Annotated in this window: 21 protein-coding genes; 13 read left to right on the forward strand and 8 right to left on the reverse strand. The window is 70.6% G+C overall.

Going from position 1 to position 24552, the window contains the following annotated elements; all coding sequences use genetic code 11:
• Positions 1 to 48: 48 nt before the first annotated feature.
• Both NQK81_RS04950 and NQK81_RS04955 read right to left on the reverse strand, forming a co-directional pair.
• Positions 49 to 1434 carry a PepSY-associated TM helix domain-containing protein gene (locus NQK81_RS04950; RefSeq protein ID WP_257487231.1) on the reverse strand — a complete coding sequence of 462 codons (1386 nt, stop codon included), beginning with the start codon at positions 1432 to 1434 and terminating at the stop codon, positions 49 to 51.
• Between the two features lie 113 nt (positions 1435 to 1547).
• A complete protein-coding gene (locus NQK81_RS04955; protein WP_257487232.1) occupies positions 1548 to 2093 on the reverse strand; it encodes a hypothetical protein in 546 nt (181 codons plus the stop codon).
• Positions 2094 to 2150: 57 nt separating this feature from the next.
• Between NQK81_RS04955 and NQK81_RS04960 the strand changes: the two genes are divergently transcribed.
• The 6 genes from NQK81_RS04960 to NQK81_RS04985 all read left to right on the forward strand — a co-directional run bounded on the left by NQK81_RS04960 (position 2151) and on the right by NQK81_RS04985 (position 9436).
• Positions 2151 to 3347 (forward strand): MFS transporter, encoded by a 1197-nt coding sequence (locus tag NQK81_RS04960; RefSeq protein WP_257487233.1) that lies wholly within the window; start codon positions 2151 to 2153, stop codon positions 3345 to 3347.
• A gap of 32 nt (positions 3348 to 3379) precedes the next feature.
• Positions 3380 to 4384, forward strand: a complete 1005-nt coding sequence (locus tag NQK81_RS04965) for a LacI family DNA-binding transcriptional regulator (RefSeq protein ID WP_257487234.1) — start codon at positions 3380 to 3382, stop codon at positions 4382 to 4384.
• Between the two features lie 210 nt (positions 4385 to 4594).
• The gene (locus NQK81_RS04970) at positions 4595 to 5968 is read left to right on the forward strand and encodes an ABC transporter substrate-binding protein (RefSeq protein ID WP_257487235.1); all 1374 of its coding nucleotides are present in this window, start codon (positions 4595 to 4597) and stop codon (positions 5966 to 5968) included.
• On the forward strand, positions 5946 to 6920 hold the full coding sequence (locus NQK81_RS04975) for a carbohydrate ABC transporter permease (RefSeq protein ID WP_257487236.1): 975 nt from the start codon (positions 5946 to 5948) through the stop codon (positions 6918 to 6920). Before NQK81_RS04970 ends, NQK81_RS04975 begins: the two co-directional genes overlap by 23 nt.
• On the forward strand, positions 6917 to 7786 hold the full coding sequence (locus NQK81_RS04980; protein ID WP_257487237.1) for a carbohydrate ABC transporter permease: 870 nt from the start codon (positions 6917 to 6919) through the stop codon (positions 7784 to 7786). Before NQK81_RS04975 ends, NQK81_RS04980 begins: the two co-directional genes overlap by 4 nt.
• 51 nt (positions 7787 to 7837) lie before the next feature.
• Positions 7838 to 9436 carry a glycoside hydrolase family 13 protein gene (locus NQK81_RS04985; protein WP_257487238.1) on the forward strand — a complete coding sequence of 533 codons (1599 nt, stop codon included), beginning with the start codon at positions 7838 to 7840 and terminating at the stop codon, positions 9434 to 9436.
• On the opposite strand, the gene NQK81_RS04990 is transcribed toward NQK81_RS04985, so the two are convergent.
• Entirely contained in the window at positions 9437 to 11002 is a 1566-nt protein-coding gene (locus tag NQK81_RS04990; RefSeq protein ID WP_257487239.1) for a BTAD domain-containing putative transcriptional regulator, read from the reverse strand.
• 139 nt (positions 11003 to 11141) lie between these two features.
• On the opposite strand from NQK81_RS04990, the gene NQK81_RS04995 reads away from it, so the two are divergent.
• Positions 11142 to 11573: an organic hydroperoxide resistance protein gene (locus NQK81_RS04995; protein ID WP_034316469.1), complete on the forward strand. Its 432-nt coding sequence runs from the start codon at positions 11142 to 11144 to the stop codon at positions 11571 to 11573.
• Positions 11574 to 11956: 383 nt separating this feature from the next.
• Here NQK81_RS04995 and NQK81_RS05000 read toward each other — a convergent pair whose 3' ends face one another.
• Positions 11957 to 14668, reverse strand: a complete 2712-nt coding sequence (locus tag NQK81_RS05000) for a helix-turn-helix transcriptional regulator (protein WP_257487240.1) — start codon at positions 14666 to 14668, stop codon at positions 11957 to 11959.
• 135 nt (positions 14669 to 14803) lie between these two features.
• Between NQK81_RS05000 and NQK81_RS05005 the strand changes: the two genes are divergently transcribed.
• The 4 genes from NQK81_RS05005 (at position 14804) to NQK81_RS05020 (ending at position 19676) form a co-directional block, all read left to right on the forward strand.
• The gene (locus tag NQK81_RS05005; RefSeq protein WP_257489696.1) at positions 14804 to 16378 is read left to right on the forward strand and encodes a tannase/feruloyl esterase family alpha/beta hydrolase; all 1575 of its coding nucleotides are present in this window, start codon (positions 14804 to 14806) and stop codon (positions 16376 to 16378) included.
• A gap of 342 nt (positions 16379 to 16720) precedes the next feature.
• Positions 16721 to 18067 (forward strand): alpha-lytic protease prodomain-containing protein, encoded by a 1347-nt coding sequence (locus NQK81_RS05010; protein ID WP_126732252.1) that lies wholly within the window; start codon positions 16721 to 16723, stop codon positions 18065 to 18067.
• Positions 18052 to 18678, forward strand: a complete 627-nt coding sequence (locus NQK81_RS05015; protein ID WP_257487241.1) for a sigma-70 family RNA polymerase sigma factor — start codon at positions 18052 to 18054, stop codon at positions 18676 to 18678. The genes NQK81_RS05010 and NQK81_RS05015 overlap by 16 nt, the downstream gene beginning before the upstream one ends.
• On the forward strand, positions 18675 to 19676 hold the full coding sequence (locus tag NQK81_RS05020; protein ID WP_257487242.1) for a LysR family transcriptional regulator: 1002 nt from the start codon (positions 18675 to 18677) through the stop codon (positions 19674 to 19676). Before NQK81_RS05015 ends, NQK81_RS05020 begins: the two co-directional genes overlap by 4 nt.
• 6 nt (positions 19677 to 19682) lie before the next feature.
• Here NQK81_RS05020 and NQK81_RS05025 read toward each other — a convergent pair whose 3' ends face one another.
• Positions 19683 to 19919: a hypothetical protein gene (locus NQK81_RS05025; RefSeq protein ID WP_126732254.1), complete on the reverse strand. Its 237-nt coding sequence runs from the start codon at positions 19917 to 19919 to the stop codon at positions 19683 to 19685.
• 146 nt (positions 19920 to 20065) lie between these two features.
• Between NQK81_RS05025 and NQK81_RS05030 the strand changes: the two genes are divergently transcribed.
• The gene (locus NQK81_RS05030) at positions 20066 to 20542 is read left to right on the forward strand and encodes a DUF6130 family protein (protein WP_257487243.1); all 477 of its coding nucleotides are present in this window, start codon (positions 20066 to 20068) and stop codon (positions 20540 to 20542) included.
• A gap of 11 nt (positions 20543 to 20553) precedes the next feature.
• On the forward strand, positions 20554 to 21645 hold the full coding sequence (locus NQK81_RS05035) for an aldo/keto reductase (protein WP_257487244.1): 1092 nt from the start codon (positions 20554 to 20556) through the stop codon (positions 21643 to 21645).
• A gap of 454 nt (positions 21646 to 22099) precedes the next feature.
• On the opposite strand, the gene NQK81_RS05040 is transcribed toward NQK81_RS05035, so the two are convergent.
• The 3 genes from NQK81_RS05040 to NQK81_RS05050 form a co-directional block, all read right to left on the reverse strand.
• Positions 22100 to 22873, reverse strand: a complete 774-nt coding sequence (locus tag NQK81_RS05040) for a hypothetical protein (RefSeq protein WP_257487245.1) — start codon at positions 22871 to 22873, stop codon at positions 22100 to 22102.
• A 278-nt stretch (positions 22874 to 23151) separates the two neighbouring features.
• Positions 23152 to 23286 carry a hypothetical protein gene (locus tag NQK81_RS05045; protein WP_257487246.1) on the reverse strand — a complete coding sequence of 45 codons (135 nt, stop codon included), beginning with the start codon at positions 23284 to 23286 and terminating at the stop codon, positions 23152 to 23154.
• Between the two features lie 245 nt (positions 23287 to 23531).
• The gene (locus tag NQK81_RS05050; RefSeq protein ID WP_257487247.1) at positions 23532 to 24539 is read right to left on the reverse strand and encodes a hydroxyacid dehydrogenase; all 1008 of its coding nucleotides are present in this window, start codon (positions 24537 to 24539) and stop codon (positions 23532 to 23534) included.
• Between the last annotated feature and the right edge of the window lie 13 nt (positions 24540 to 24552).

Consider the following 24552-nt stretch of genomic DNA (forward strand, 5'->3'; position numbering starts at 1 on the left):
TCGCCGGCACCGCGCTCGCCGCCCGATCATGGGCGGCGAGCGCGGAACTCACATGGTGACGTCGGTCGAATCCGGTGTGGACCGGCCACGGGACCGCAGGCCCAGCAGCAGGTCGATCACCAGGAACGCGAGCAGGCTGATCCCGAGCAGCGGCACGAACCATCCGATCGCGGCGGCGGCGACGAGCAGCCCTGCCACCAGGGCGAGCGGGGCCTTGCGCCACTGACCACGCGGGATGGGCCGCCCGAAGGTCAGCCCGGTGGCCCGGGTCGGCCTGCGCCGCCACCACATGCGGTAGCCGAGCACGACCAGCGTGACCAGACCGGCGCCGAGCAGGAGCAGCACGATCTGGTTGGGCCAGCCGAACAGCACGCCCATATGCGCGTCGATCCCCCAGCGCGCGAGCTTGGCCATCAGCGGATAGTCGTCGAACCGCACCTCGTCCAGGATCTGCCCGGTGGTCCCGTCGACCGCGACGGCGTCGACCTGGGTCGGCCAGCCTCGCTCGATCTCCGCGACCTGCCAGGGAGCGCCGGGTTTCGCGGGCAGCCCGATCTCCACCGAGGACGCGTCGATCCCGGCGGCGCGGGCCGAAGCGAGCATCGCGTCCACGCTCTCGGGCTTCGCGGCGGGAACTTCACCGTGACCCGAGTGCCCGGTGTGTCCGGCGTGCTCGTCGGCACCGGTCACCTTCAACGCCGGAGTGGCCCAGCCGAGGGATTCTCGCAGCGCCGAGACGTTCTCACCCGCGTACGCCGACCACGTCAGCCCGGTCGCCGAAAGGAACAGCGCGCCGAGCAGCACCCATAGCCCGACGGTGCCGTGACGGCGCACGGACTTCCCCCGCTCGGACTCGGCCTTCTCGTTCCGGCGGGCGCGGCGGCGGCTCACCCACAGCACCAGACCGCCCAGCGCGACCACCCACAACCAGGACGCGGCCAGCTCGCTGTAGAGCCGTCCCGGTTCGCCGAGCATCAGATTCCGGTGCAGGTGGTCGAGCGTGGTCCGGAACGGCAAGGCACCGCTCGAGCCGTACGCGACGAGATCCCCGCGCACCTGCGCGGTTGCGGGGTCGACGAAGATCGCGCGTCGTTCGGACTCGCCGAGCCCCTCCTCGGCGAAGAGCACGCGGGTCGTGTCGCCCGGTTCGGGGGCGGGCCGGACGGCGACCAGGTCACCGCCGGGGTTGGCCGCTTGGGCCGCCTTGACCTGGTCGGCGAGGGAGACCTGGTTCAGCCCGACGGGTGCCCGAAGCTGATCGGCGTAGATCCAGGACTCCATCTGCGGCGTCGCCGCGTACAGAACGCCGGTGAGCGCGGCGATGAGGACGAAGGGGCCGACGAGGACGCCGGCGTAGAAGTGGAGACGGAGGAAGAGTCCGCGCCAGCCGGACGCGCGCGGTGGGCTGGTGGTCGATTCGATTCGCGTTGCCATGGGGAACTCCTGAGGCGTCGGTGGGGAGGCGTGCGCCTGCGCCGCGCGCCGGGGTGGTCACGGCACGCGTGCTGAGCCCTGCCGCGACAGGGGGTCTCGGCAGGGTTTCGGGGTCAGGCGAACGTCACCGGCGGGCCGCGCCGCGAAAGCACGTTTCGCAGGAGCGCCTCGGTCGCGGGGAACTCCACCGCGAGCGGGACGTGGATCCGCAGCGGCGCCGTCGCCGGCCGCGGGGTCAGGCGGCGCGGAAGGACCGAAGCGATCAGAGCCGTGAGCGCGAACACGACGTGCTCGGCGCCCGCGAGCACCATCGCCACCACGAGGGTCGCGGCGGCGTGCCCGGCGGCCATGGCCAGGCCGTTGCCCGGGGTTTCGGCGTGATGGGCGTGCGACTGCCAGGTCAGGAAGGTCAAGCAGGCGTGCATCGCCAGCTGCCCGCTCGCCACCAGGCACAGGATGGCCAGCGGACCGCGACGGCGTCCGGCGAACGCGTACGCCACCCAGCTCAGCAGGGCGACGAGCAGCACGACCACGCCGAGGTCGGGGACGCGTCCGCTGGTCCCGGCGTGGGCACCGGTCGCCAAAGTGCCGGTCAGGACCCCCACGGCCCCGCCGCGGAGGCGCCTGACCGGGCCCCGGGACGAGGTCGGCGTGCGCACGGGAGGCAGAGTAGAGCGCGACAGGGCCCGTTGTCTCTCCTTGCTATCGTCACCCCGGTGCTCCGCAGCCTGTCGTTCCTCCGGCTCTGGACCGGGAACACCGCCTCCGGGCTGGCGACCTGGGCCCTGCCGTTCATCCTCGGGCTCGCGGTACTGGAACGGTCGCTTTCGGCCGTGGACCTCGGCATCGTGCTCGCCGCGCGGACCGCGGGATTCCTCGTGGCCGTCCCGGTGGCGGGGGTACTGGCCGACCGGTACTCACGGCGCGGGGTCGTGCTCTGGGCCGGTCTCGTCGCGGGTGCCGCCACTCCCCTGATCGCGGCCGGGATGGGCCGTTCGGTCCTGGTGACGGCCGCCGCGGCCGCCGTCGTCGGCGTCGGGCAGGGTGCGTGCCGCCCGGCGTTCCAGGCACTGACCGCGGAAGTGATCGCCGAGGACCGGCGTCAGCAGGCCAACGCCGCGATGACGCTCGCCGTCCGGGTCACGACCCTGGTCGCGCCCGGGCTCACCGCCTTGCTCTCCCAGTTCGCTTCGACGTCGGCCCTGGTCATCGCGACCGGGGTGCTGTGGCTGGGGGCGGCGCTGATCCCGCCGCGGGGAACGTTCGCGCCCACCCCGGCCACGACCAAGACCCGATTCTTCGGCGAGTTCGCCGACGGCCTCCGCGAAGCCCGCCGCCACCCGTGGTTCCTGGCCGGGCTCGGCGCGCTGACCGCCGTGATCGCGACCGGGTATTCCGCCACCGGCGTCGTGCTGCCCTTGGTCAGCCGCGACCGCTACGACACCGAAGCCGTCCTGGCCGCCGGGCTCACCGCGTACACGCTCGGCGCGCTCGCGGGCGCGGTCGTCATCGCACGCTGGCGGCCGGAACGGCAGGGCTGGGCGGCGCTGATCGGGCTCGGCTGCTACGGCTTCGCGCCACTGAGCCTGCTGTTCCCGGTTCATCCGGCCTTCGTCGTCGCCGCCTACGCGATCGCGGGGCTGGGCATCGAACTGTTCAACGTCCCGTGGTTCACCGCGACCCAGCGGGAGGTCGAGCCGGGGAAGCTCGCGCGGGTGTCCTCTTTGGACTTCCTGTTCTCCTATGGCCTGGCGCCCGCCGGGCTCGCGCTCATCGCTCCCGCGATCGACCGGTTCGGGGCGACGCCGGTGCTGGCGGCTTGCGCGGTCGTCTGCTTCGCCGCCCCGGCTGCCGCCGCCCTAGTTCCTTCTTCGCGGGATTTCCGGGCCGCCGCACCGATCAAGAGTGTCTAGTTCTTGCGCTCGCTTGCGGTAATGTTTCACCCATGACGCGTCGTCTTGCCGAAGTCGCCCGCAAGGTCGGGGTCAGTGAAGCCACGGTCAGCCGGGTGCTCAACGGCCGGTCCGGGGTCTCCGCCGGCACCCGGGCCGCCGTCCTCACCGCGCTGGACGTGATGGGCTACGAACGGCCGACCCAGCTGCGCGGGGATCGCGCCCGCCTGGTCGGACTGGTCCTTCCCGAACTCCAGAACCCCATTTTCCCCGCACTGGCCGAGATCATGGGCAACGCACTGGCCCAGCAGGGATTCACCCCGGTGCTGTGCACCCGCACGGCGGGCGGCGTCTCCGAGGCGGAGTACGTCGAGCTGCTGCTGCAACAGCAGGTGTCCGGCGTCGTGTTCGCCGGCGGGCTCTACGCGCAGGCCGACGCGGTGCACTCCCACTACCACCATCTCGCCGAGCGCCGCCTGCCGACGGTGCTGATCAACGCCGCCGTCGACCATCTCGGGCTGCCGCAGATCTCGTGCGACGACGCGGTCGCCGTCGAGCAGGTCGTCGGGCATCTGAGCTCGCTCGGCCACGAGAAGATCGGTCTCGTCCTCGGCCCGAACGACCACGTGCCGTCGCAGCGCAAACTCGAGGCGTTCCGCGCCTACGCGGCGAAACTCGGGCTCCCGGTCCTGGACGAACTCGTCGAACACGGCATGTTCTCCATCGAAGGCGGGCACGCGGCCGCGGCCAGGCTGTACCCGCGCGGCGCGACGGCCGTCCTGTGCGCGAGCGACCTCCTGGCCCTGGGCGCGATCCGCGCGGCCCGGCGGCAGGGCTTGTCGGTGCCCGAAGACGTCTCGGTGGTGGGCTACGACGATTCGGCCCTGATGAACTGCACCGACCCGCCGCTCACCACGACCCGCCAGCCGATCGAGGCGATGGGCCGCGCCGTGGTCGAACTGCTGGTCAAACGCATAAACGGCGGTGAGGTCGCGGCCGAGGAGCTGCTGTTCGCCCCCGAACTCGTCGTCCGGGGCTCCACCGCCCGCCGCACTTAGCCGGCCAACTGCGGGATCCCCCAGCGCGTGAAGGCCCCCTTCCCTCGGCTGAGCCGAGGGAAGGGGGCCTTCACGCGCTTGAGGCACCTCCGGACAGTGTCTGTCGAAAAGTTGCAAGTTCTCATCCAGTTATTGCGTTGATCCGGGGCTTCACTTTAGAGTGACCGCAATCACGTGACAGCCGTCGCGATCCCGAGATGAGGCTTGAAGATGAGCAGCACTTGGTCCCCCACCGTGCGCCGCCGGATGTTCTGCCTGCTCCTCGCGGGTGGACTCACCCTGGGGGTGGCCGCCTGCGGTTCCGGTTCCGGTGAAAGCACCGGGGGCAAGGTCAAGATCACCGTGACCGGCCAGCCCCCGACCAGCCAGCCGTTCGAGCGCGGCGTGTTCGACGCCGACGTCAAGGAGTTCGAGGAGTCCCACCCGGACATCGACATCGAGCCCCACGAGGGGTTCATGGATCCGAAGACGTTCTCCGCCAAGCTCGCCGGCGGACAGCTCGAAGACGTCTACTACGTCTACTTCACCGACCCGGCGCAGATCATCGCGCGCCGCCAGGCCGCCGACATCACCGAAGCGGCCAAGGGCCTGAAGAACTTCGGCGACATCAAACCGGAATTACTGGACAACTTCCGGGACGCCGACGGCAAGCTCTACGGCCTGCCGACGATGAACTACAGCATGGGCCTGGTCTACAGCCGCCCGCTGTTCCAGAAGGCCGGGCTCGACCCGAACAAACCGCCGCAGACCTGGGACGAGGTGCGTGCGGCCGCGAAGAAGATCGCGGCGCTGGGCAACGGCACGGTCGGGTACGCCGACTACAGCAAGAACAACCAGGGCGGCTGGCACCTGACCGCGTGGCTCTACTCGATGGGCAGCGAGGTCGCCCGCAAGGACGGCGACAAATGGGTCGCCGCGTTCGACAACGACAAGGCCAAGGCCGCGCTGAACCAGCTGCGCGCCATGCGGTGGGAAGACGACACGATGGGCAGCAAGCAGCTGCTCGAAGCCCAAGACGTCCAGCGCATGATGGGCGCGGGCCAGCTCGGCATGTACATGGCCGCCCCGGACAACGTGCCGGTGCTGGTCAAGCAGTTCAACGGCAAGTACGAGGACTACGGCGTCGCCGGGATGCCGGGCGGGCAGGGCACCCTGCTCGGCGGCGAGGGCTACATGATCAACCCCAAGGCCTCGCCGGAGAAGATCAAGGCCGGCCTGGAATGGGTCCGCTGGAAGTACCTCAACCCGGAGCGCTTCGAGAAGCACGTCCAGCAGTACGTCGACGGCAAGCAGCCGGTCGGGCTGCCCGCCGAGCCGACCCCGGACGTCTGGCAGGGGGCCGTCCGTGACCAGCAGCTCGCGATCAAGGCCAAGCACGCCAACGTTCCCGCCGAGAACTATCAGTCCTATGTGGACTCCAGCTCGCGGATCAAGGGCAGTATCGAACCGCCGAACGCGCAGCAGGTCTACGCCATCCTCGACAGTGTGATGCAGGCGGTGCTCACCGATCGGAACGCGAATATCGATCAGCAGCTGTCGTCGGCCGTGTCGAAGGTCAACAGTGTCCTCGCCCAGGTCAAGTAGCGTCCTCGACTGGCCCGCGACAGCGTCGTCGCGGGCCGGTCGCCCGGTCGCTTCGGCCGCCGAACGCCGCCGGAACCGGTTGCGCCGCAAGCTCAAGGAGAACCTCACCGCGTACGGCCTCTTGTGCGCCGCGCTCGTGGTGTTCGCGCTGTTCTCCTGGTACCCGATCGTGCGCGGGGTGCTGCTGAGCTTCCAGCAGGTCGACTTCGTCAACCCGCCCACCTGGGTCGGGTTCGACAACTTCACCCGCCTGTTCGAAGACCCGCTGTTCGGCGTCGCCTGGCGCAACACGCTGTTGTTCACCGTGCTCGCGCTGGTCTTCGGGTTCGTGGTGCCGTTCGTGACCGCGGTGCTGCTCAACGAACTGCGGCACGCCAAGGCGTTCTTCCGGCTCGCGGTATATCTGCCGGTGATGCTGCCGCCGGTGGTCACCGCCTTGATGTGGAAGTGGTTCTACGACCCGGGCGCCGGTCTGTTCAACTCCGCGCTCGGCGCCGTGGGCCTGCCCGGCGGCCAATGGCTCGATTCGAGCGACACGTCGATGCTGTCGCTGGTGTTCGTGTCGACGTGGGCGAACATGGGCAGCACCACGCTGATCTACCTCGCCGCGCTCGGCACCATCCCCGGTGAGCTCTACGAAGCCGCGGAACTGGACGGCGCCGGACTGTGGAAACGCCTGATCCACGTCACGCTGCCGCAGACCCGGTTCGTGTTGCTGGTGCTGCTGTTGCTGCAGGTCGTCGCGACCATGCAGGTGTTCACCGAGCCGTACGTGATGACCGGCGGCGGCCCGGACGACTCGACCGTCACCGTGCTCCTGCTGCTGTACCGCTACGCCTTCGTCTACAACGACTTCGGCTCGGCCAGCGCGTTGAGCCTGCTGCTGTTCGTCGCGCTCGGGGTGTTCTCCGCACTGTACGTGCGCCTGACCCGGAAGGCGGATCAGTCATGAGGACGCTCGTCTCCCCCAGCACGCTCCGCAGCCCCGGCGGCAAGATCGGGTACGCCGTGATCTTCGGCTGCACCCTGCTCCTGTTCGTCATCGCGTTCCTGTTCCCGCTGTACTGGGCGGTGACCGGCGCGATGAAGTCACCGCAGGAACTGGCGCAGACACCGGCGACGTTCATCCCGAACGAATGGCATCCGGGGGCCTTCGCCGACGCCTGGGACCAGCTGAGCCTCGGCAAGTACTTCCTCAACACCGTCGTCGTCGCGGGCGGCGCCTGGCTGGCCCAGCTGGCCATCGACGTCCCCGCGGCGTTCGCGTTGTCGAAGCTGCGGCCGAAGTTCGGCAACGTCGTGCTCGGGCTGATGCTCGTGACGTTGATGCTCCCGGCGGCGGCGCTGCTGGTGCCCACCTACGTGACGATCACCGACCTGCCGCTGCTGAACGTCAATCTGATCAACTCGCCGGCGGCGGTCTGGCTGCCCGCCGCGGCGAACGCGTTCAACATCTACCTGCTGAAACGGTTCTTCGACCAGATCCCGGACGAGCTGATCGAGGCCGCGCGGCTCGACGGCGCGGGACCGGTGCGCACGCTGTGGCGCATCATCCTGCCGATCTCCCGGCCGATCCTGGCGGTGGTGTCGATCCTCGCGGTGGTGGCCGCGTGGAAGGACTTCATCTGGCCGCTGCTGGTGTTCCCGGACACCGAGAAGCAGACGCTGTCGGTGATGCTGCAGCGGGTGGCCATCGACATGCCGCTGAACGTGCTCGTCGCCGGCATGGTGCTGGCCAGCCTGCCGATGGTGGCGCTGTTCCTGGCGTTCCAGCGGCACATCCTCGCCGGGCTCACCGCCGGCAGCCTCAAGGGCTGAATTCTTCGCCGCATTTCGGGGTATCCACGAACAACTGAGGAGGGCACTTCCGTGACCGCATTGGGGCAGTCCGCCGGATGGTGGCGGAGCGCGGCGATCTACCAGGTCTACATCCGCAGTTTCGCGGACGGGAACGGCGACGGTGTCGGCGATCTCGCCGGCGTCCGCGCGCGGCTGGACTACCTGGCCGAACTGGGGATCGACGCGATCTGGTTCACCCCGTGGTATCCGTCGCCGATGGACGACGGCGGCTACGACGTCGCCGACTTCCGGGAGATCGACCCGCTCTTCGGCACGCTCGCCGAAGCGGAGGACCTGATCGCCGCGGCCCACGCCAAGGGGATCCGCGTGATCATCGACATCGTGCCGAACCACTGCTCCGACGAGCACCGCTGGTTCAAGGACGCACTCGCCGCCGAGCCGGGATCACCGGAGCGGCAACGGTTCTGGTTCCGGCCGGGGCGCGGGCCGGACGGCTCCGAGCCACCGAACAACTGGAAGTCGCGTTTCGGCGGCTCCGCGTGGACGCGGGTCCCGGACGGCGAGTGGTACCTGCACCTGTACAGCTCGCGCCAGCCGGACTTCAACTGGGACAACCAGGACATCCGCGCCGATTTCGAGGACGTGCTGCGGTTCTGGTTCGACCGCGGGGTCGACGGCTTCCGCATCGACGTCGCCGACGGGCTGGTGAAGGACCCGCGGCTGCCCGACGTCGATCCCGGCGACGAGACGCCGTTCTCCGACCAGGAAGGGCTGCACGAGATCTACCGGTCGTGGCGCAAGATCGCCGACAGCTACCCGGGCGACCGGGTGATGGTCGGCGAGATGTGGCTGCCGGACATGTCGCGGGCCGCTCGATACCTGCGCCGCGACGAACTGCACGCGGCGTTCAACTTCGACTTCCTGGTGTGCCCGTGGGATTCCGCGCGGTTCCGCGACGTCATCGAGCGGACGCTGGCGGCGCACGACGAGGTCGGCGCGCCCGCGGCCTGGGTGCTGTCGAACCACGACGTCACCCGGCACGTGACCCGGTACGGCCGCGAAGGCGACACCGGCTTCGCGTTCGCCGACCGGCTGCACGGCACGCCGGTGGACCGCGAACTCGGCACCCGGCGGGCACGGGCGGCGGCGTTGCTGACCATGGCGCTACCCGGTGGTCTGTACGTCTACCAAGGGGAAGAGCTCGGGCTGTGGGAGATCGAGGACATCCCGGACGGGCTGCGCCAGGATCCGGTGTGGACCCGGACGAACGGCGCCGATCCCGGCCGGGACGGCTGCCGGGTCCCGCTCCCCTGGTCCGGTGACGCGCCGCCGTTCGGTTTCGGCACCGGTGGGACGTGGCTGCCCCAGCCCGAAGAATGGCGCTCCAGCACGGCGGAGGCGCAGGCGGCCGATCCGGCGTCGATGCTCCGGCTCTACCGCGACGGCCTGCGCCTGCGGAGTGAACTTCCCGCGCTCGGTCCTGGCGAACTGGAGTGGCTGGCACTGGGCGACGGCGTGCTGGCGTTCACCCGGGAGCCGGGTTTCACCTTCGTGCTGAACTTCTCGGACAAGCCGGTGGCGTTGCCGCCGCACCGCGAAGTGCTCATGGCCAGCGGTCCCGTCGAGGGCGGACTCCCGACGGACACGGCGGTGTGGCTGCGCACCTGATCAACGACCGGCCGTGACCCGGCTGATCCGGCCGCGTATCCGCGCGCGGCCCGCCGGGTCACGCCACCGGAGGTGGTGGTCGAGCGCTTCGCGGAGCACACCGCCGAGGACGAGGCCGTGGGTGGCGGTCTCGACGCAGGGGTGGTCGCGGAGCCAGTCGAACAGCTCCGACGACCGTCCTCCCGGCAGCACGGACCGGAGGAGGTCTTCGGTGGTGTGCTCCGCCTGCGCGCACACATAGAGCGCCCACCGGTGTGCCTCCGTCGGCGGATCACCGGCAAGATGCGCGTACACCGTGTCCACCACGTAGCGTGCCGCGTCGGACCGCGGTGACCTGCCGATCTCGGCGGCCAGCGAGAGCGCGAACGGGTTGCCCGCCGCGAAGTCCACAATGGACTTCCGCCGGGAGGGGTCGACACCGCGTGCTTCGAGCAGCGCCACGGACTCGTTCTCGCTCAAGGCTTCGAGCTTCCGGATCCGGATCCTCCCCGCCCACGCCGGATCGACCAGCAGTGTGGCGTCCGGCCCGGTCCGGCCCGCGATCACGACCGTGACGTCTTCGGGCAGGCGGCGCAGGACACCCGCCGGATCGTCGAGCCCGTCGTACAGCCGCACGGGCTTGCCCATGGTCGCCGCGTCGTCGGCGAATTTCCGCAGCAGGGTCGACTTCCCGATGCCGGGCGGTCCGGTCAGGAACAGGATCTCGGCGCCCATGGCCGGGTCTCGCGCGAGCAGCCGCCGGAATTCCGCGCGTTCGCGCTCGCGTCCGACGAACAGCGGCGCCGGGTCGCGGAGCCTTGGCGCCGGATCGTCCTCGGCGCGCAGCACCTTCTCGTGCAGCGCCCGCAGTTTCGGCCCCGGCCGGATCCCGAGTTCTTCGTCGAACAGGTCGTGGATCGAGCGGTAGAGTTCGAGTGCCTCGGCCCGGCGCCCGCCTCGATGAAGGGCGAGAAGGTAGATCTCGTACAGCGGTTCTTCGAGACGGTTCCGCTCGATCAGCACGGGCACCTCGGCCAGCACCTCGTCGTGTTCCCCGAGTTCGAGGCGCAGCCGGAGCAGCTCCTGGGTGGCGATCAGTTTCAGTCGTTCCAGGCGCGCACGCTCCTGTTCGGCCGCTTCGCCGGGGACGCCGGCCAGCGCCGTTCCGGTCCAGAGACCGAGCGCGCGTTCCAGCAGCTTCGCCGCCGTGTCCACGTTGTGCGCCTGCCGCGCACTCTCGATCAGCCCGGCGAATTCGACGGCGTCCACCTCGAACCGATCCGGGTCCAGCCGGTAGCCGCCGGACCGCGAGACGATCGCCGAGCCGAGCCCCTGCAAGGAGAGCAGCCGCCGGAGGCGGGAGATGTAGGTGCGGATGACGGCCTCGCCGGTGGCTGGGGCCCGCTCGCCCCAGAGGCCGTCGATCAGCTCACCGGTCCGGACGAAACTGCCCGCGTTGGCCAGCAGCAGCATCAAGACGGCCTGCTGCTGCGGCGAGCCGAGGTCGAGCCGGGTGCCGCCGCTGGTGAAACCGGGCGGGCCGAGCACGGTGAAGCGATACCGGAATTCCTGCGGCAGGCTGGACATGAACGGGAAAGTAGGCGGGCGCGCGGGACGGCCGCGAGCGTCGGACGACGTCATCGGCGTACGTCGTCCAGCCATGACGTACAGGGATGACGTCATCCGACGGTCGCCGCCGTCAGGCCGGGATTCCTACGGTTGCGGCATGTCTGAAACCACGTACACCGCCGTCGCCACTTCGACCGCGGAAGGCCGCAACGGCGGCCGGGCGACCTCCGACGACGGCGTGCTCGACGTCGGCCTCGCCGTCCCCAAGGCCTTCGGCGGCTCCGGCGACGGCACGAACCCCGAGCAGCTGTTCGCCGCGGGCTGGGCGTCGTGCTTCGTCGGCGCCGTCCGCCGCGTCGCGGGCGTCAAGAAGGTCAAGCTGGAGGACCTCGCCGTCGTCGCCGAGGTGACGCTGCACCACGACACCGAGGCGGGCGAGTTCCACCTGAGCGCCGCGCTGCACCTGGAGGCCACCGGCATCGACCAGGCCACCGCCGACGAGCTGGTCCAGGGCGCGCACCAGGTGTGCCCGTACTCCAAGGCGACGCGGGGGAACGTCGAGGTCACCCTGGACGCGACGGTCGCGTGACCCATCGCTCTCGTGAGTGGTAAGCCCTGGGGGTCTGGAGGCGGTGTCGCGAAAGCCACTTTCGGGACGTCTGATGTCCCGAAAGTGGCTTTCGCGACATGCTCACCAGGACGGTGCCGGGCCCGGCCACGGCCGACGTTGCGAAGGCCACTTTCGCAACGTTGAAGGTTGCGAAAGTGGCTTTCGCAACCCCGGCCAGGCCCACCACCCGGCAGACCCCCGCCCGCCGAGTACATGAAGGTCCCCTTCCTTGCGCCTGGCGCAAGGAAGGGGACCTTCATGTACTGCCGTGGCCTTTGCAGGCTGCCAGGCCAGAGCTGTCCGTGAAGGCCCCGAATCAAACCTCAGCCGGAAGCCAGTAGGTACCTGAGACACCCATGGTCCTAACCGTCCTTACCACTCACGAGGCCCAGGGCTTTCTTGAGTTCAGCCCGCGAACTCACCCCGAGTTTGGGGAAGATCCGGTGCAGATGCGTGCCGACCGTCCGGTGCGACAGGTAGAGCCGCTGCCCGATCTCCCGGTTCGTCAGGCCCTCCGCGGCCAGCTGCACGATGCTCAGCTCGTGCGGCGTCAGCTTCTCCCGCGCGTCGGGGCCACGGTGGGGGCTGGACTCCCCCGCGCTCCGCAATTCCCGGCGCGCGCGTTCGGCCCACGCGGTCATACCGAGCGCGTCGAACGTCTCCCGCGCGGTGCGCAGATGCGCCCGCGAGTCCACGGCGCGCCGCTGCCGCCGCAGCCATTCGCCGTAGGCCAGGTGCAGCCGCCCGCGTTCGGCGGGCCAGCCGTCCAGCTCCGCCCCCAGCGCGGTCTCGAACAGTTCGTCACTCGGGTCGAGCACGGCGCGGGCGAAGCGCAAACCGATGTGCAGCGCGGGCGCCGGGGTCTTGAGCGCGAGCTGTTCCATCTCCGCGACGATCTCGCGCAGCGCGTCGACCTGGCCCGCCCGGACCGCGACCTCGGTGAGTTCCGCGACGAAGTACACGCGCAACGCCTGCTGGAAGGCGGGATCGGCAGGATCGAACAGTCGCCGCAGATCGGCGAACGCGTCGTCGAAACGGCCCTCGCTCGACGCGGCGATCCCCCTGGCGAGCTGCACGGTCGCCAGCACCGGCCGGGCACCGGCGGCGAGCGCGGTCCGCTCGGCCTCGTCGGCCAGCGCCTTGGCCTGTTTGTGTTCACCCCGCAGTGCGGCGATCTCGGCCTGGACCGCGGTGGCGAAGCCGTACATGAACGGCTGCCCGGTCTCCTTGGCGAATCTGGCCGCTTCCGCCGCGACCGGCACGGCCGCGGCGAGGTCACCGAGCCGCACCCGGCTCCACGCCTGGACCGCCAGTGCCCGCGGCAGCAGGCCCAGCCTGCCCTGTGCCCGCAGCCCCGGCGCCGCGGCCGCCGAGAACCGGGCCGCCAGATCGACCGCGCCGACCTGCAGCGACGCGCTGCCGAGGAACCGGTCGGCCTCGGGATCGGCGCCGGCGTCGGCAGCCAGTTCACGCAGCTCGCCGAGCACCGATCCGGCCCGGTCGAACGGCGCCACATACGCGGCGACGGCGACCAGGCGCGGGTCCGAGTTCTCGACCGGGAGGCGGTCCGCGACGGACAGCAGCGTGCGCCGCGTGTCCTCGCCGGGTTCGGCCCAGAAGCAGCGCATGGCGGCGCCCCACAGGACGCGCATCGCCGGATCCGGCTGCCCGTCCTCCGCGACCGATTCGGCCAGCCGCGCCAGTTCCCCGATCCGCGACAGGTCTTCGCGGACACCGTCCTCGAACCCGCTGAGCAACCAGCTCGCCGTCGCTCGTTGCCGCGGCGTCAGCTCTCCCGCGCGTGCGTCCCGGACGAGCCGTTCCGCCGTCTCGCGGCCGCCGGATTCGACGGCCAGCTCGGCCGCGCGCAGTAATCGGTCCGCCCGCCGTTCCGGATCGGCGCTCATCAGCGCCGCTTGTTCGAGTGCGGCGACGGCCGCCGTCGCTCCGCCGCGCTGCCGGGCGCGATCGGCGGCGTGCTCCAGTTCGCGGGCCACGTCCTCGTCGGCGCCGGTCGCGGCGGCCGCCCGATGCCAGGCGCTGCGATCCGGCTGCCCGCGGAGAACCTCGGCGAGGGCCAGGTGCGCACGACGCCGTTCCTCCGACGGGACCGAAGCCGGAATCGCCGAGCGCATCAACGGATGCCGGAACGAGACCGCCCTGGCTTCGAGGTCGATCAGCCGGGACTCGGCGGCCGGTGCCAGCGCCGACGGCTCGACGTCCGCGCCCAGCAACGCGCCCGCCGCCGCGAGTGTCTCGGCGAGCGAGCCGGTTTCGTTGAGGGCGGCGACCAGCACGGTCGTGCGGGCCGGTTCGGGCAGCGCGGTGAACCGGGCCCCGAACGTTCGCTCGAGCCGTTCGGTCAGCGGCAGCACGGGTTCGGGCGCCTCGGTCACAGCCGATGGCAGCTCTGTCAGGGCCAGCGGGTTCCCGGCCGCCTCCGCGAGCACCCGGGACCGGACGGGCGAGGAAAGACCGGGGGCGACGGAGTCGAGCAATTCGGCCGCCACGTCGCCGGGAAGACGCTCCAAGTCCATTGAGGACAGTCCCGCGTCACGCAGCGGCGACGGCTCACCATCCCGGACGGTCGCGACCAGCACGATCGGCTCCGTCTCGATCCGCCTGGCGACGAACGCGAGCGCGTCGGCGCTCTCGCGGTCCATCCAGTGGACGTCCTCGGCGACGACGAGCAACGGCTTGACCGCCGCTTCGTCCGACAGCAGCGTCAGCGCGGCGAGCCCGACCAGGTACGCGTTGGGCTCGTCCGCTTCGGCGAGCCCCAGCGCCGCCCAGAGCGCGGAACGCTGCGGCGCGGGCAGGTTGTCGGCACCGGCGCGGACCGGATGGAGCAACTGGTGCAGGGCGGCGTACGCGAAGTTCCGTTCGGCCTCGACGCCGGTCGTGCGCAACACCCGCAGGCCCCCGACCGTCGCCGCGGCCACCGCCTCCGCCACGACGGCGGATTTGCCGATGCCAGGTTCGCCCTGGATCAGGACACCACCGCAGCCCGCGGCCGGCCCGTCGACGAGCTCGGCCAGGTCCTTCAGTTCGGTTTCCCGTCCGAAAAGGGGCATGGTGCGGCATTCCTCCCGTCGGCCGTGGGCGGCCGCCCGTCCGACGATACCCAAACGGTCCCATTAGGACTCCCCGGCGGCGTCCACAGGATGTAGACGGCGTGTCGACACGATCGGCCTAGCTTCGGCGAAGTGATCAGACGTAAGAAGTTGTTCCTCGCGGCGGCACCGCTGGCCGCCCTGCTGCCGCTGGTGCTGACCTCGGTCACGCAGACGGCGCCGGCCCAGGCGGCGACGTCGTGCGCGGCGGTCCCCGTCTCGGCGCCCGAAGGCGCGCAGATCGAATCCGTCCGGGCCGAGCCGAAACCCGGCGGGACCGTCACGTTCCCGCCCACCCCGTTCTCGGCCCCCGCCGCGATCACGGACGTGCCCGCGTACTGCGAAATCACCGTCACGCTGACCCACGGCACGGCGGGCGACCACGTCAAGGTGGCCGTCGCGCTGCCCCGGACCGGGTGGACCGGCAGGCTCCAGGCGGTCGGCGGCAGCGCCTACACCGCCGGTGACTTCGGTGCCCCGCTGGTCCAGGCCGTCAAGGACGGCTACAGCGGCGTGACGACCGACGCCGGTGTCCCCCTGACCTTCCTCGACACCTCGTGGGCGCTCACTCCCCATGGCGAGATCGACAAGACCCTGGTGACGAACTTCGCGACCCGTTCCGTGCACGAAGCCGCCCTCGTCGGCAAGGACGTGACACAGAAGTTCTACCAGCGGGAAGTCGGCTACTCGTACTGGAACGGCTGCTCGACCGGTGGCCGTCAGGGATACTCGGAAGCGCAGCGGTACCCGGGAGACTTCGACGGCGTACTGGCGAACGCTCCCGCCGTGCACTGGGCGGAGTTCGCGGTCGCGACCCTGTGGCCGCGGGTCGTGATGAACCAGGAGAAGACCTTCCCGGCGACCTGCGTCTTCACCGCCTTCCAGCAGGCGGCGATCAAGGCCTGCGACGGCCGGGACGGGGTCACCAACGGCATCGTGGACCGGCCCGACGAATGCGGTTACGACCCTCGATCGCTGATCGGCACGAAGGTGCTCTGCGGTGGCAAGGAGGTCACCGTCACCGCGGCGGACGCCGAAGTCGTCCGCAAGATCTGGGCCGGGCCGGCCGACGAGCACGGACGACGGCTCTGGGCGGGTCTCCCCAAGGGCGCGGACTTCGGCCCGGTGACCAACGCGCCCGGTTTCCCGGTGGCCGTGGGCTGGGTTCAGACGTTCTTGAAGAAGCAGCCCGGATTCGACACCGAGAAGATCACCTATCGCCAGTTCGCCGACCTGTTCCGACAGTCGGTGCGGGAGTACGACGACGTCATCGGGACCTCGGACCCCGATCTGTCGGCGTTCCGCCGGGCCGGTGGCAAGCTGATCACCTTCGTCGGCTCCGACGATCAGCTGATCCCGCCGGGCGGCACGCTGCAGTACCGCCGCGAGGTCGAGCGCGAGATGGGCGGCCCGAAGCGGGTGAACGACTTCTACCGGCTGTTCCTCGCGCCGGGTGTCGCGCACTGCTCCGGCGGCGCGGGCGCCGCGCCGACGAACGCGCTGGGCGCGCTCGTCGACTGGGTCGAACGCGGCAAGGCACCGTCGACCCTGCCCGCGGCGAACGGCGACAAGACCGTCACCCGCGATCTCTGCCCGTATCCGCAGGTGTCGCGATACCGCGGCCACGGTGATCCCGCGGTGGCCACGAGCTATCGCTGCGCCGGCCACTGAGGCCACGCACACCAGTGCCCGTCGTGCCGTCGCCCCCTCCGGCACGACGGGCACTTCCCCACAGTGTGAGAACTTCCGGCGTTCTCTTTGCCAGACCCCTCAAAAGTACGGTATTGACGACAATGGACACCGGATCGCGAGCCGGCGCCACCTTTCTCCCGACAGCGACTGAACCGTTGCACCGCAACGAAAACGCCTGCCGGATCCGCACGGACCACCGCCATATCACCCCACGTTCCAGCCGGGCGATATGACCCAAATGGTATGTACCAGTTGCGTGATCCGCCTCGTACGGTCGGGGACGAATCCCCCTCCCCCGCCCGTTTCGAGGAAAGCGTCGAAATGAACAGAAAGATCTTAGCCGCCACAGCCGCGGCGATAACCGGGGCCGGCCTGGTCACCGCCATCGCCCTCACCCCCAACGCGAGCGCCGGTCAGCAGGCCACCGCCGGTGACCAGGTCCAGTCCGAAATGCTGGCCGCGATGGCCCGCGACCTGAAGCTCACCCCGGAGCAGGCCAAACTCCGGATGGCGAGCGAACAGCGCGCCGCGGTCGCCGACAACACGCTGAAGAAGCAGCTCGGCACGTCGTATGCCGGGTCGTGGCTCGACGGCAGCGGGACCACGCTGACCGTGGCGGTCACCGACGCCGCCGTGGGCGACCTGGTGCGTGCCGCGGGCGCCATCCCGAAGACCGTCGCCCGCAGCGCCGCCGATCTCGACGCGGCGAAGCTGCGGCTCGACGCCAAGTCCGCCAAGGCGCCGAAGACCGTGCCGGGCTGGTTCACCGACGTCACCACCAACTCGATCGTCGTACTCGCCAACGCCGGTGGCGAAGGCGCCGCGAAGTCGTGGGCGGCCGAGTCCGGCGTGCCGTCCGACCTGGTCCGCGTCGAGGCCAGCACCGAACAGCCGCGCGCGCTGATCGACATCATCGGAGGCAACGCCTACACCTTCGGCTCGGGCCGCTGCTCCATCGGTTTCGCCGTCGACGGCGGCTTCGTGACCGCCGGGCACTGCGGCCGGACCGGCACCCGCACCTCGAACCCCAGCGGGTCCGTCGCCGGTTCCAGCTTCCCCGGCAACGACTACGCCTGGGTCCGCGCCGACGCCGGCAACACCCCGCGCCCGCTGGTGAACCGCTACCCCGGCACCGTGCCGGTCGCCGGTTCGACCGAGGCCCCGGTCAATTCGTCGGTGTGCCGCTCCGGCTCCACCACCGGCTGGCGCTGCGGCACGATCCTGCAGAAGAACACCTCGGTCACCTACCCCGAGGGCACCATCACCGGCCTGACCCGGACCAACGCCTGCGCCGAGCCCGGCGACTCCGGCGGTTCGTGGCTCACCGGCGACCAGGCGCAGGGCGTCACCTCCGGTGGCTCCGGCAACTGCACCTCCGGCGGCACCATCTACTTCCAGCCGGTCTCGGAGATCCTGAGCGTCTACAACCTGCGTCTGACGGTCAGCGGCAACCCGCCGTCCAGCACCACCACGACGCCGACCACGCCCACCACCCCGACCAGTCCGACGACGTCGAACCCGCCGGGCGGCACCTGGGCGCCGTACACGTACTACGGCTCCGGCGCGACCGCCAGCTACGGCGGCAGCAACTACCGGGTCATCCAGCCGCACACCTCCATGCCCGGCTGGGAACCGCCGAACGTGCCCGCGCTTTGGGAACTCGCCTGACCTGGACCGCCCCCGGCGACCTCACCTCGCCGGGGGCGGCTCCTCCCCCTGACGACGGCGCGCTGACGGCGGATCTCGAATCCCTCGTCCCGCGCGCCCGCGGCGGCGACCCCGCGGCGACGAACGAGCTGATGAACATCGTCCAGCCGGTGGTCGCGGACTACTGCCGGAGCCGGATGGACGGAACGGACGCGGACGACGTCGCGCAGGAGACCTGTCTCGCCGTGCTCACCGCACTGCCCGCCGCGCGCGCCACCGGCGGTTCCTTCCTCACCGCCGTCCTGGGGATCGCCGCCCGGAAGGTCGCCGCTGCCTTCCGGAGGCGAGCCCGGGACCGGTCGGAGCCCACGCCCGATCCGCCCGACCACGCGACGCCCGAACCCAACGAACCCGAGTGGCAGGCCCTCGCGGCCGACGGTCACGACCGGTTGACACGGCTGATGAGCAGCCTGCCCGATATCCAGCAGGAGATCCTGCGGCTGCGGATCACGGTCGGCATGACGGCGCCCGAGGCGGGCGCGGTCCTGCGGGTGAGCCCCGGCCTGGTCCGGGTCGCCCAGCACCGCGCCCTGCACAAACTCCGCACGCTCATCAACGAGGACGACCTGTGATCAGCCCCCTCATCGGTCCCGGGGACGGCCACACCTGGCCGGCGGAAGTCGACGTCCGGCATCTGCGCCTGCTCGACGCGATCGCGTCGGCGGGCAGCATCGCGAACGCCGCGACCGCGCTCGGGCTCTCCCAGCCCGCGTTGAGCGCGCAGCTCCACCGGGTCGAGCGGGCACTCGAACGGACGGTGTTCGAACGCGACCGGCACGGCGTGCGGCCCACCGAGCTGGGCGAGGTGCTGCTCGACCACGCGCGCCGGGTACTGGTCGCGGCGGACGACCTCGAACGCGCGATCCGCCGATTTCGCGGCGCGCCCTCCGAGGGACTGCTCCGGATCGGCGCGTTTCCGACCATCTTCGCCGAACCGCTGAGCGGCGTGGTCACCGCGGCGGCCCCCGGCCGTCCGGTCGAGCAAGTGGCGGTGACGAGCCGGGCGGCGTTGTTCCCGGCGCTGCTTGACGGCACCGTGGAATTGGCGCTGTACGTGGACCATCCGGGACAGGAGATCGTCCCGCCCGAGGGCGTCCACCTGCTTCCCGTCGGCACGGAGCCGGTCTTCGTCGTCGTGTCACCGGACCATCCCGCCGCCGGACTCGGCGAGGTGTCCCTCGCCGAGCTCGACGGCTCGATCTGGCTGCTGCCGGCGGGCGAGGACGACGAGTTCCACGACCACCTGACCGACCAGTGCGCCCGCGCCGGACTCGGCGCGATCACCGTACGGAAGCTGGACCCGAAGGCGTTGCGCCGGACCGTCCGGCACGAACCCCGCGCGGTGGCACCCGCCCGCTCCCTCGATTCCGGTTCCACGATCCCGGGCACTCTGGTGGCGCTGCGGGGCGTGCCGCTTCGGACGCGTCATCTCCTGTTGTGGCACGATGGTTCGCCCGTCGACGTCCCCACTGTCCGAAGTGGACTGACGCACTCCATCACCGAGTCGGCCGTGATCCGGCATCGGCTTCCCGAGTGGGCGGCGGCCAACCCCGGCTGGCTCGGTACGTGACCGGATTCAGCGCTGGATGCAGTCGAGGCCCAGCCCGAAGGCCGTGAGCACGTACTGACAGATGTGCGTCGCGTGCTCTTCGTCGGTCTCGAGGCACCCCACCGGTACACCCAGCAGATCGACCGCGCAGGACGCGTAGAACTGGTTCGGGCTGCCGGGCACCGGGTCCGCCATGGCGGGCGAGGCCGTGACGGCGCCCAAGAACGTGACCGCGGCCGCCACTGCGGCGATTCGAGTCTTCATCGTGCACTCCCTTTCCGTCGATGCCCCCGGGTTCCCCGGATCCCGCCGGTTCACGGGGGTGATCACCGGAAAGTGTCATGGTGACGTACACCGATGACGTCGTCCGACGGGCGCCGCGGCCCCTTCCGCGGTCCTAGCGTGCATTCATGCCCGCATTTGGGAAAGCCGCTCTCGCCGCCGTTCTGCTCACCGCCGCCTGTAGTGCTCCCCCGCCCGCTCCGCCGGCGCCCGCTCCCCCTGCCGCCGCGTCCGCCGCCGGCTGGACGCCCGCTCCCGTGGTGCCCCTGCCGTCCCAGCCGCCGCCGTCGCTGATCGTGGACGAGCCGCTGCCCGAGCAGCTCGCGATGGGCCTGGTCGTGTTGCGGTACCGGGCGGAAAACCTCCGGATCGTCCCGGTGTACGGCCCGGCCGCCCTGGACGTCTCACCCCGGATCGGCCACATCCACGTGACCGTCGACGACGCGGCTTGGCACTGGGCGGACGGCAGCGGGGAACCGCTGATCATCCAGTCGCTGCCCGCGGGACCGCACAAGGTGTGGATCGGTCTCGCCGACCCGACGCACAAGATCCTCGACCAGAAGACGGTGAACTTCGTCGTTCCCGCCAACGCCGGACACCACTGAAAGGCACGTCCATGACACTGGATCAGTACTACCTGCTCGGCCACTCCGGCCTGCGCGTCAGCCGGATCGCGCTCGGCACGATGAACTTCGGTACCGGCGGTTTCCACGCCGCGTACGGGAAATCCGAGGACGAGGTCCGCCCGATCTTCCGCAGGTACCTGGAGGCGGGCGGGAACTTCATCGACACCGCGGACTTCTACACCGCGGGCGAAAGCGAGACCATCCTCGGCCGCCTCGTCGCCGAGGCGAAGGTGCGCGACCGGGTCGTGCTCACCACCAAGTACACCAACAGCGTCGACCCCGGCGATCCGAACGCGGGCGGCAACGGGCGCAAACATCTGATCCGGGCGCTGGAAGGGTCACTGCGACGGCTGGGCACCGACCACGTCGACCTCTTCCTGCTGCACACCTGGGACCGCGTGACCCCGGCGGAAGAGGTGATGCGCACGTTCGACGACCTGGTGCGCGCGGGAAAGATCCGCTACGCCGGACTCTCCGACGTACCCGCCTGGTACGCCGCACGGGCGCAGAGCTTCGCCGAGGCGAATGCGCTCACCCCGGCCGTCAATCTCCAGCTGCCCTACTCGCTCGTGGAACGGACGATCGAGACCGAACACGTGCCGATGGGACGGCAACTCGGGCTCGGCATCACCGCGTGGAGCCCGCTGGCGGGCGGGTTTCTCACCGGCAAGTACCGCCAGACCGGCGAGACGCCGTCCGGTGAGGGCAGGCTGAGCGATCCGGGCAACCCCGGGAAGTCGTGGACCGACCGCGACTGGGCGCTGCTGAAGCCATTGGAGAAGGTCGCGACCGAACTCGGCGTCACGATGGCGCAGGTCGCGATCAACTGGGTCGCGACCCAGCCGGGCGTCGCGGCCGCGATCGTCGGGGCGAGCAGCGCGGACCAGCTGGGCAAGAGCATGGCCGCGCTGGACTTCGAACTGCCGCCGGACCTGCGCGCGCTCCTCGACGAGGCGAGCGCCGTGCCGCCGGAGTCGGTGTACCGGATGTTCACACCGGAGTACCAGAACTGGGTGATCTCGCCGGGGGTGAAGGTCGGGGACAAGCCGGAGGGGTATGCGCCTGTGGTGCGGAACTGGTGACTTTTCCGCTGGTGGTCGCGGTCTGTTGCCGTTTTGTGGCGACGGGCCGTGGACGTTGCCGCGGAGGGTCTCACACCCGCCGATCGGCGTCGCCGTTTCACGGCAACTGGGCACCAGAGACCATGTCGCGTCGCCGACCGATCCCGCCGCCATCCGTCGCCGTTTCGCGGCAACGGGCCGTAGGCGTTGCGAACCGACCTTAGCGTCGCCGATTCCCGGCGACAGGCCATCCGTCACCATGCCGCATGGCCGCCCGATCTCACCGCCATCCGCGAGCCGTCGCCGTTTCGCGGCAACGAGGTGGGGTCACTCAGATCGTCGCCGTTTCGCGGCAGCAGACCGTGGGCGTTACCGAAACTGTTCCCGGCACCCGAACCGTCGCCGGTATTCGGCGACCACCTCCACCGGCTTGTCGCCGAATACCGGTAAGACCACCGGCAGGTGGTATAGGTCGTTATACGGCCAGCTCCGCGAGACCGTCCCACGGGGCGGCGCTCACCCGGTCGTAGATCGCCCGCAACCACGGCTGCCGAACGGCCGGGAGCCGCGCCAAGGTATGTAGGAATACGTCCGGCGCGGGGCGGAAAAGGTCGCGCGGGCGCTTCGGCAACGGATCGTCGCGCAGGACACCCGTCGGCATCGCGCCGGAGACCGGGGCCGTCACCGGGTCGTGGCCGAAAGCCAGCCACGTCCACACCTCGGCGGCGACCGGCACCACGTCGGCCGCGCCGGGGTGCGGCCACGACCGTCCGGTCACCGGATCCCGCGGCACGAGCGCGATGTCGTCGGTTTCCGGCAATCCGGGGCCCGCGAGCGCCAAGTTCCGGCGCGGTGGTCCGTGCGGAAGCAAGGCGAGCGCGGGGCGGAACACCTCGGCGACAAGGCCGTCCTCGAGGGCGATCGCCCTCCCGCCGGAAACCGCGAGCAGATGCGCCAGCGCCTCGGCGATCGCCGCCTCCCAATACAGACTCCACGCTCCCTCGGGCCCGACCGGCGGCACACCTTCGACGGTCTCGTCGAGAGTCCCGGAAGTTTCCTCGCGCCGCACGGCATCCGGGAGGAGCCGCACTGCCTGCCAGAGCGAGCAGTCGTCGATCCGGGTCCCCACCTCCAGGCCACACCGGGCGCAGGCGAGATTGGAGCCGTCGCGACCGTCCACTCCGTAGCAGTCGCCGTCGCATCGCTCCGGGATCAGCACGGTTCCCCGGGTGTCACCCGGCGCGACCACGATCGTTCCGGAGGGCCCGTACGAAAGCGAGCCGAGAGGAGCGAACAGTCCACGGGCTTCACCCTCTGCCTCGTCCCAGGGCCGCCAAGGCGGACCGAACGGCTCGGGATCGACGGCATGAGTTCCCGCCCGCATGAGCGGCGGAAGCAGGACGTGTTCAAAACGGCTATGAGCATGCACAGGGAGAGCGACCCGGGAAACCGGCACGGTCAGGTCAGCGGCACACCCCGCACAGGTGAACACGGCCACCGGTCCTCCCCCAAGTCAGGACACTCAGATTACGCCGGCCCGAGCAACTCCCCGCCACCGCCGCGAACTCCTCCGGCCACACGATGCCCCGCGTCCTCGATCGTCACCAGGCGGCAGCCCAGGATCAGTCCGCGCATCCGCTCCAGCGACTCCCCGAGTGACATGACTGGACGGCCCGCCGCCGACCAACAGGGGCGTCGCGGCGAGCCGGACCCGCCAGCCGGGGTCGGGCCTCCGCAGTTCAGCCATGATCGGGTCGACCAGCCACCGCAGTCGCTGGGCGAGCAGCACGACGACCCGGCCACCCCAGCGAATGGCCGACCAGATCCACCCGCTCCCCCAGCAGATCACCCACGCCCCAAGCACCCAAGGCGTGCGGCAGGACCACGGGCACACCGGTCCGCGAGCATCAAGCCCGCAAGTGAGCCCGATCCGGCGCGACAGCATGCTCCAGCGGCTCCCCGAGCACGAACCGCCGAAGCTCCGCCGCCACCAGCTCACCCATACGAGCGCGTTCGGCGCCCAGCGCGCCCGCCAGGTGCGGGGTGAGCACCACGTTCGGCAGCGTGTACAGCGGCGAGTCCGGTTCGGGCGGTTCGGGCCAGGTGACGTCGAGGATCGCCGTGAGATCGGGGCGTTCGCGCAGCACTGGGACCACCGACGGCTCGTCGACGACGGCGCCGCGAGCGGTGTTGATCAAGGTCGCGCCGATGCCCATCCTGGCCACCAGCGTCCCGTCGACCAGCCCTTCGGTCTCCGGGAGCAGTGGCGCGTGCAGGCTGACCACGGGACACGTGGCGAACAGTTCGTCCAGGCCAACCAACCGCACGCCGAGACTTTCCGCCGTCGCCGGGTCGACGACGGGGTCGCTCGCGAGCACCTCGACGTCGAAACCGCGCAAATGCGACGCGACGAGAGCACCGATCTCGCCGAGGCCGAGCAGGCCGACGCGCGACCGGTAAGCGCCGGCGACCCTGGGGTCCGGCGGATAGGCCCGCCGCTCCCGGATCTCCCGGGAGATCCGGTGCACCTGCTTGAGTCCTAAGAGGACCTGGGCGAGGGTGAACTCGGCGACCGGGACGGCGTTCGCGGCCGCGGCCGACACGATCGGCAGTTCGCGCGCCCAGAATTCGGGCGTGGTCAGCGGCCGCACCGAGCCGGCGGCGACGAGCACGGCCCGCAGGTCCCGCGCGTGTCCCAAGAGGACGGAGTCCAGCACCGGGGCACCCCAGCCGGACAGCAGGATTTCGACGCCTTCCAGCGCCGCCGGGTCCTCCGCCAGTCGCTCACGGGTGAGCGGCTCACGCAGGTCCGCCAGCGTGCCGATCTCCTTCAGCACCGCCTCGGGGTAAACGTCGTCGCGGCGGCGCTCCTCCATCACGAGAAGGGCCGTCGGCCGGTGTTGCAGCTCGGTCATTCCTACCTCCGGC

Origin of the sequence: Amycolatopsis roodepoortensis, assembly GCF_024628825.1 — a bacterium.
GTDB lineage: Bacteria > Actinomycetota > Actinomycetes > Mycobacteriales > Pseudonocardiaceae > Amycolatopsis > Amycolatopsis roodepoortensis.

What these genes read in the sequence shown, in the direction of transcription:
- NQK81_RS04950 (WP_257487231.1), bottom strand. Translation starts at nt 1,434, where the DNA reads ATGGCAACGCGAATCGAATCGACCACCAGCCCACCGCGCGCGTCCGGC.
- NQK81_RS04965 (WP_257487234.1), top strand. Translation starts at nt 3,380, where the DNA reads ATGACGCGTCGTCTTGCCGAAGTCGCCCGCAAGGTCGGGGTCAGTGAA.
- NQK81_RS04970 (WP_257487235.1), top strand. Translation starts at nt 4,595, where the DNA reads ATGAGCAGCACTTGGTCCCCCACCGTGCGCCGCCGGATGTTCTGCCTG.
- NQK81_RS04980 (WP_257487237.1), top strand. Translation starts at nt 6,917, where the DNA reads ATGAGGACGCTCGTCTCCCCCAGCACGCTCCGCAGCCCCGGCGGCAAG.
- NQK81_RS04990 (WP_257487239.1), bottom strand. Translation starts at nt 11,002, where the DNA reads ATGTCCAGCCTGCCGCAGGAATTCCGGTATCGCTTCACCGTGCTCGGC.
- NQK81_RS04995 (WP_034316469.1), top strand. Translation starts at nt 11,142, where the DNA reads ATGTCTGAAACCACGTACACCGCCGTCGCCACTTCGACCGCGGAAGGC.
- NQK81_RS05000 (WP_257487240.1), bottom strand. Translation starts at nt 14,668, where the DNA reads ATGCCCCTTTTCGGACGGGAAACCGAACTGAAGGACCTGGCCGAGCTC.
- NQK81_RS05010 (WP_126732252.1), top strand. Translation starts at nt 16,721, where the DNA reads ATGAACAGAAAGATCTTAGCCGCCACAGCCGCGGCGATAACCGGGGCC.
- NQK81_RS05025 (WP_126732254.1), bottom strand. Translation starts at nt 19,919, where the DNA reads ATGAAGACTCGAATCGCCGCAGTGGCGGCCGCGGTCACGTTCTTGGGC.
- NQK81_RS05030 (WP_257487243.1), top strand. Translation starts at nt 20,066, where the DNA reads ATGCCCGCATTTGGGAAAGCCGCTCTCGCCGCCGTTCTGCTCACCGCC.
- NQK81_RS05035 (WP_257487244.1), top strand. Translation starts at nt 20,554, where the DNA reads ATGACACTGGATCAGTACTACCTGCTCGGCCACTCCGGCCTGCGCGTC.
- NQK81_RS05045 (WP_257487246.1), bottom strand. Translation starts at nt 23,286, where the DNA reads ATGTCACTCGGGGAGTCGCTGGAGCGGATGCGCGGACTGATCCTGGGC.
- NQK81_RS05050 (WP_257487247.1), bottom strand. Translation starts at nt 24,539, where the DNA reads ATGACCGAGCTGCAACACCGGCCGACGGCCCTTCTCGTGATGGAGGAG.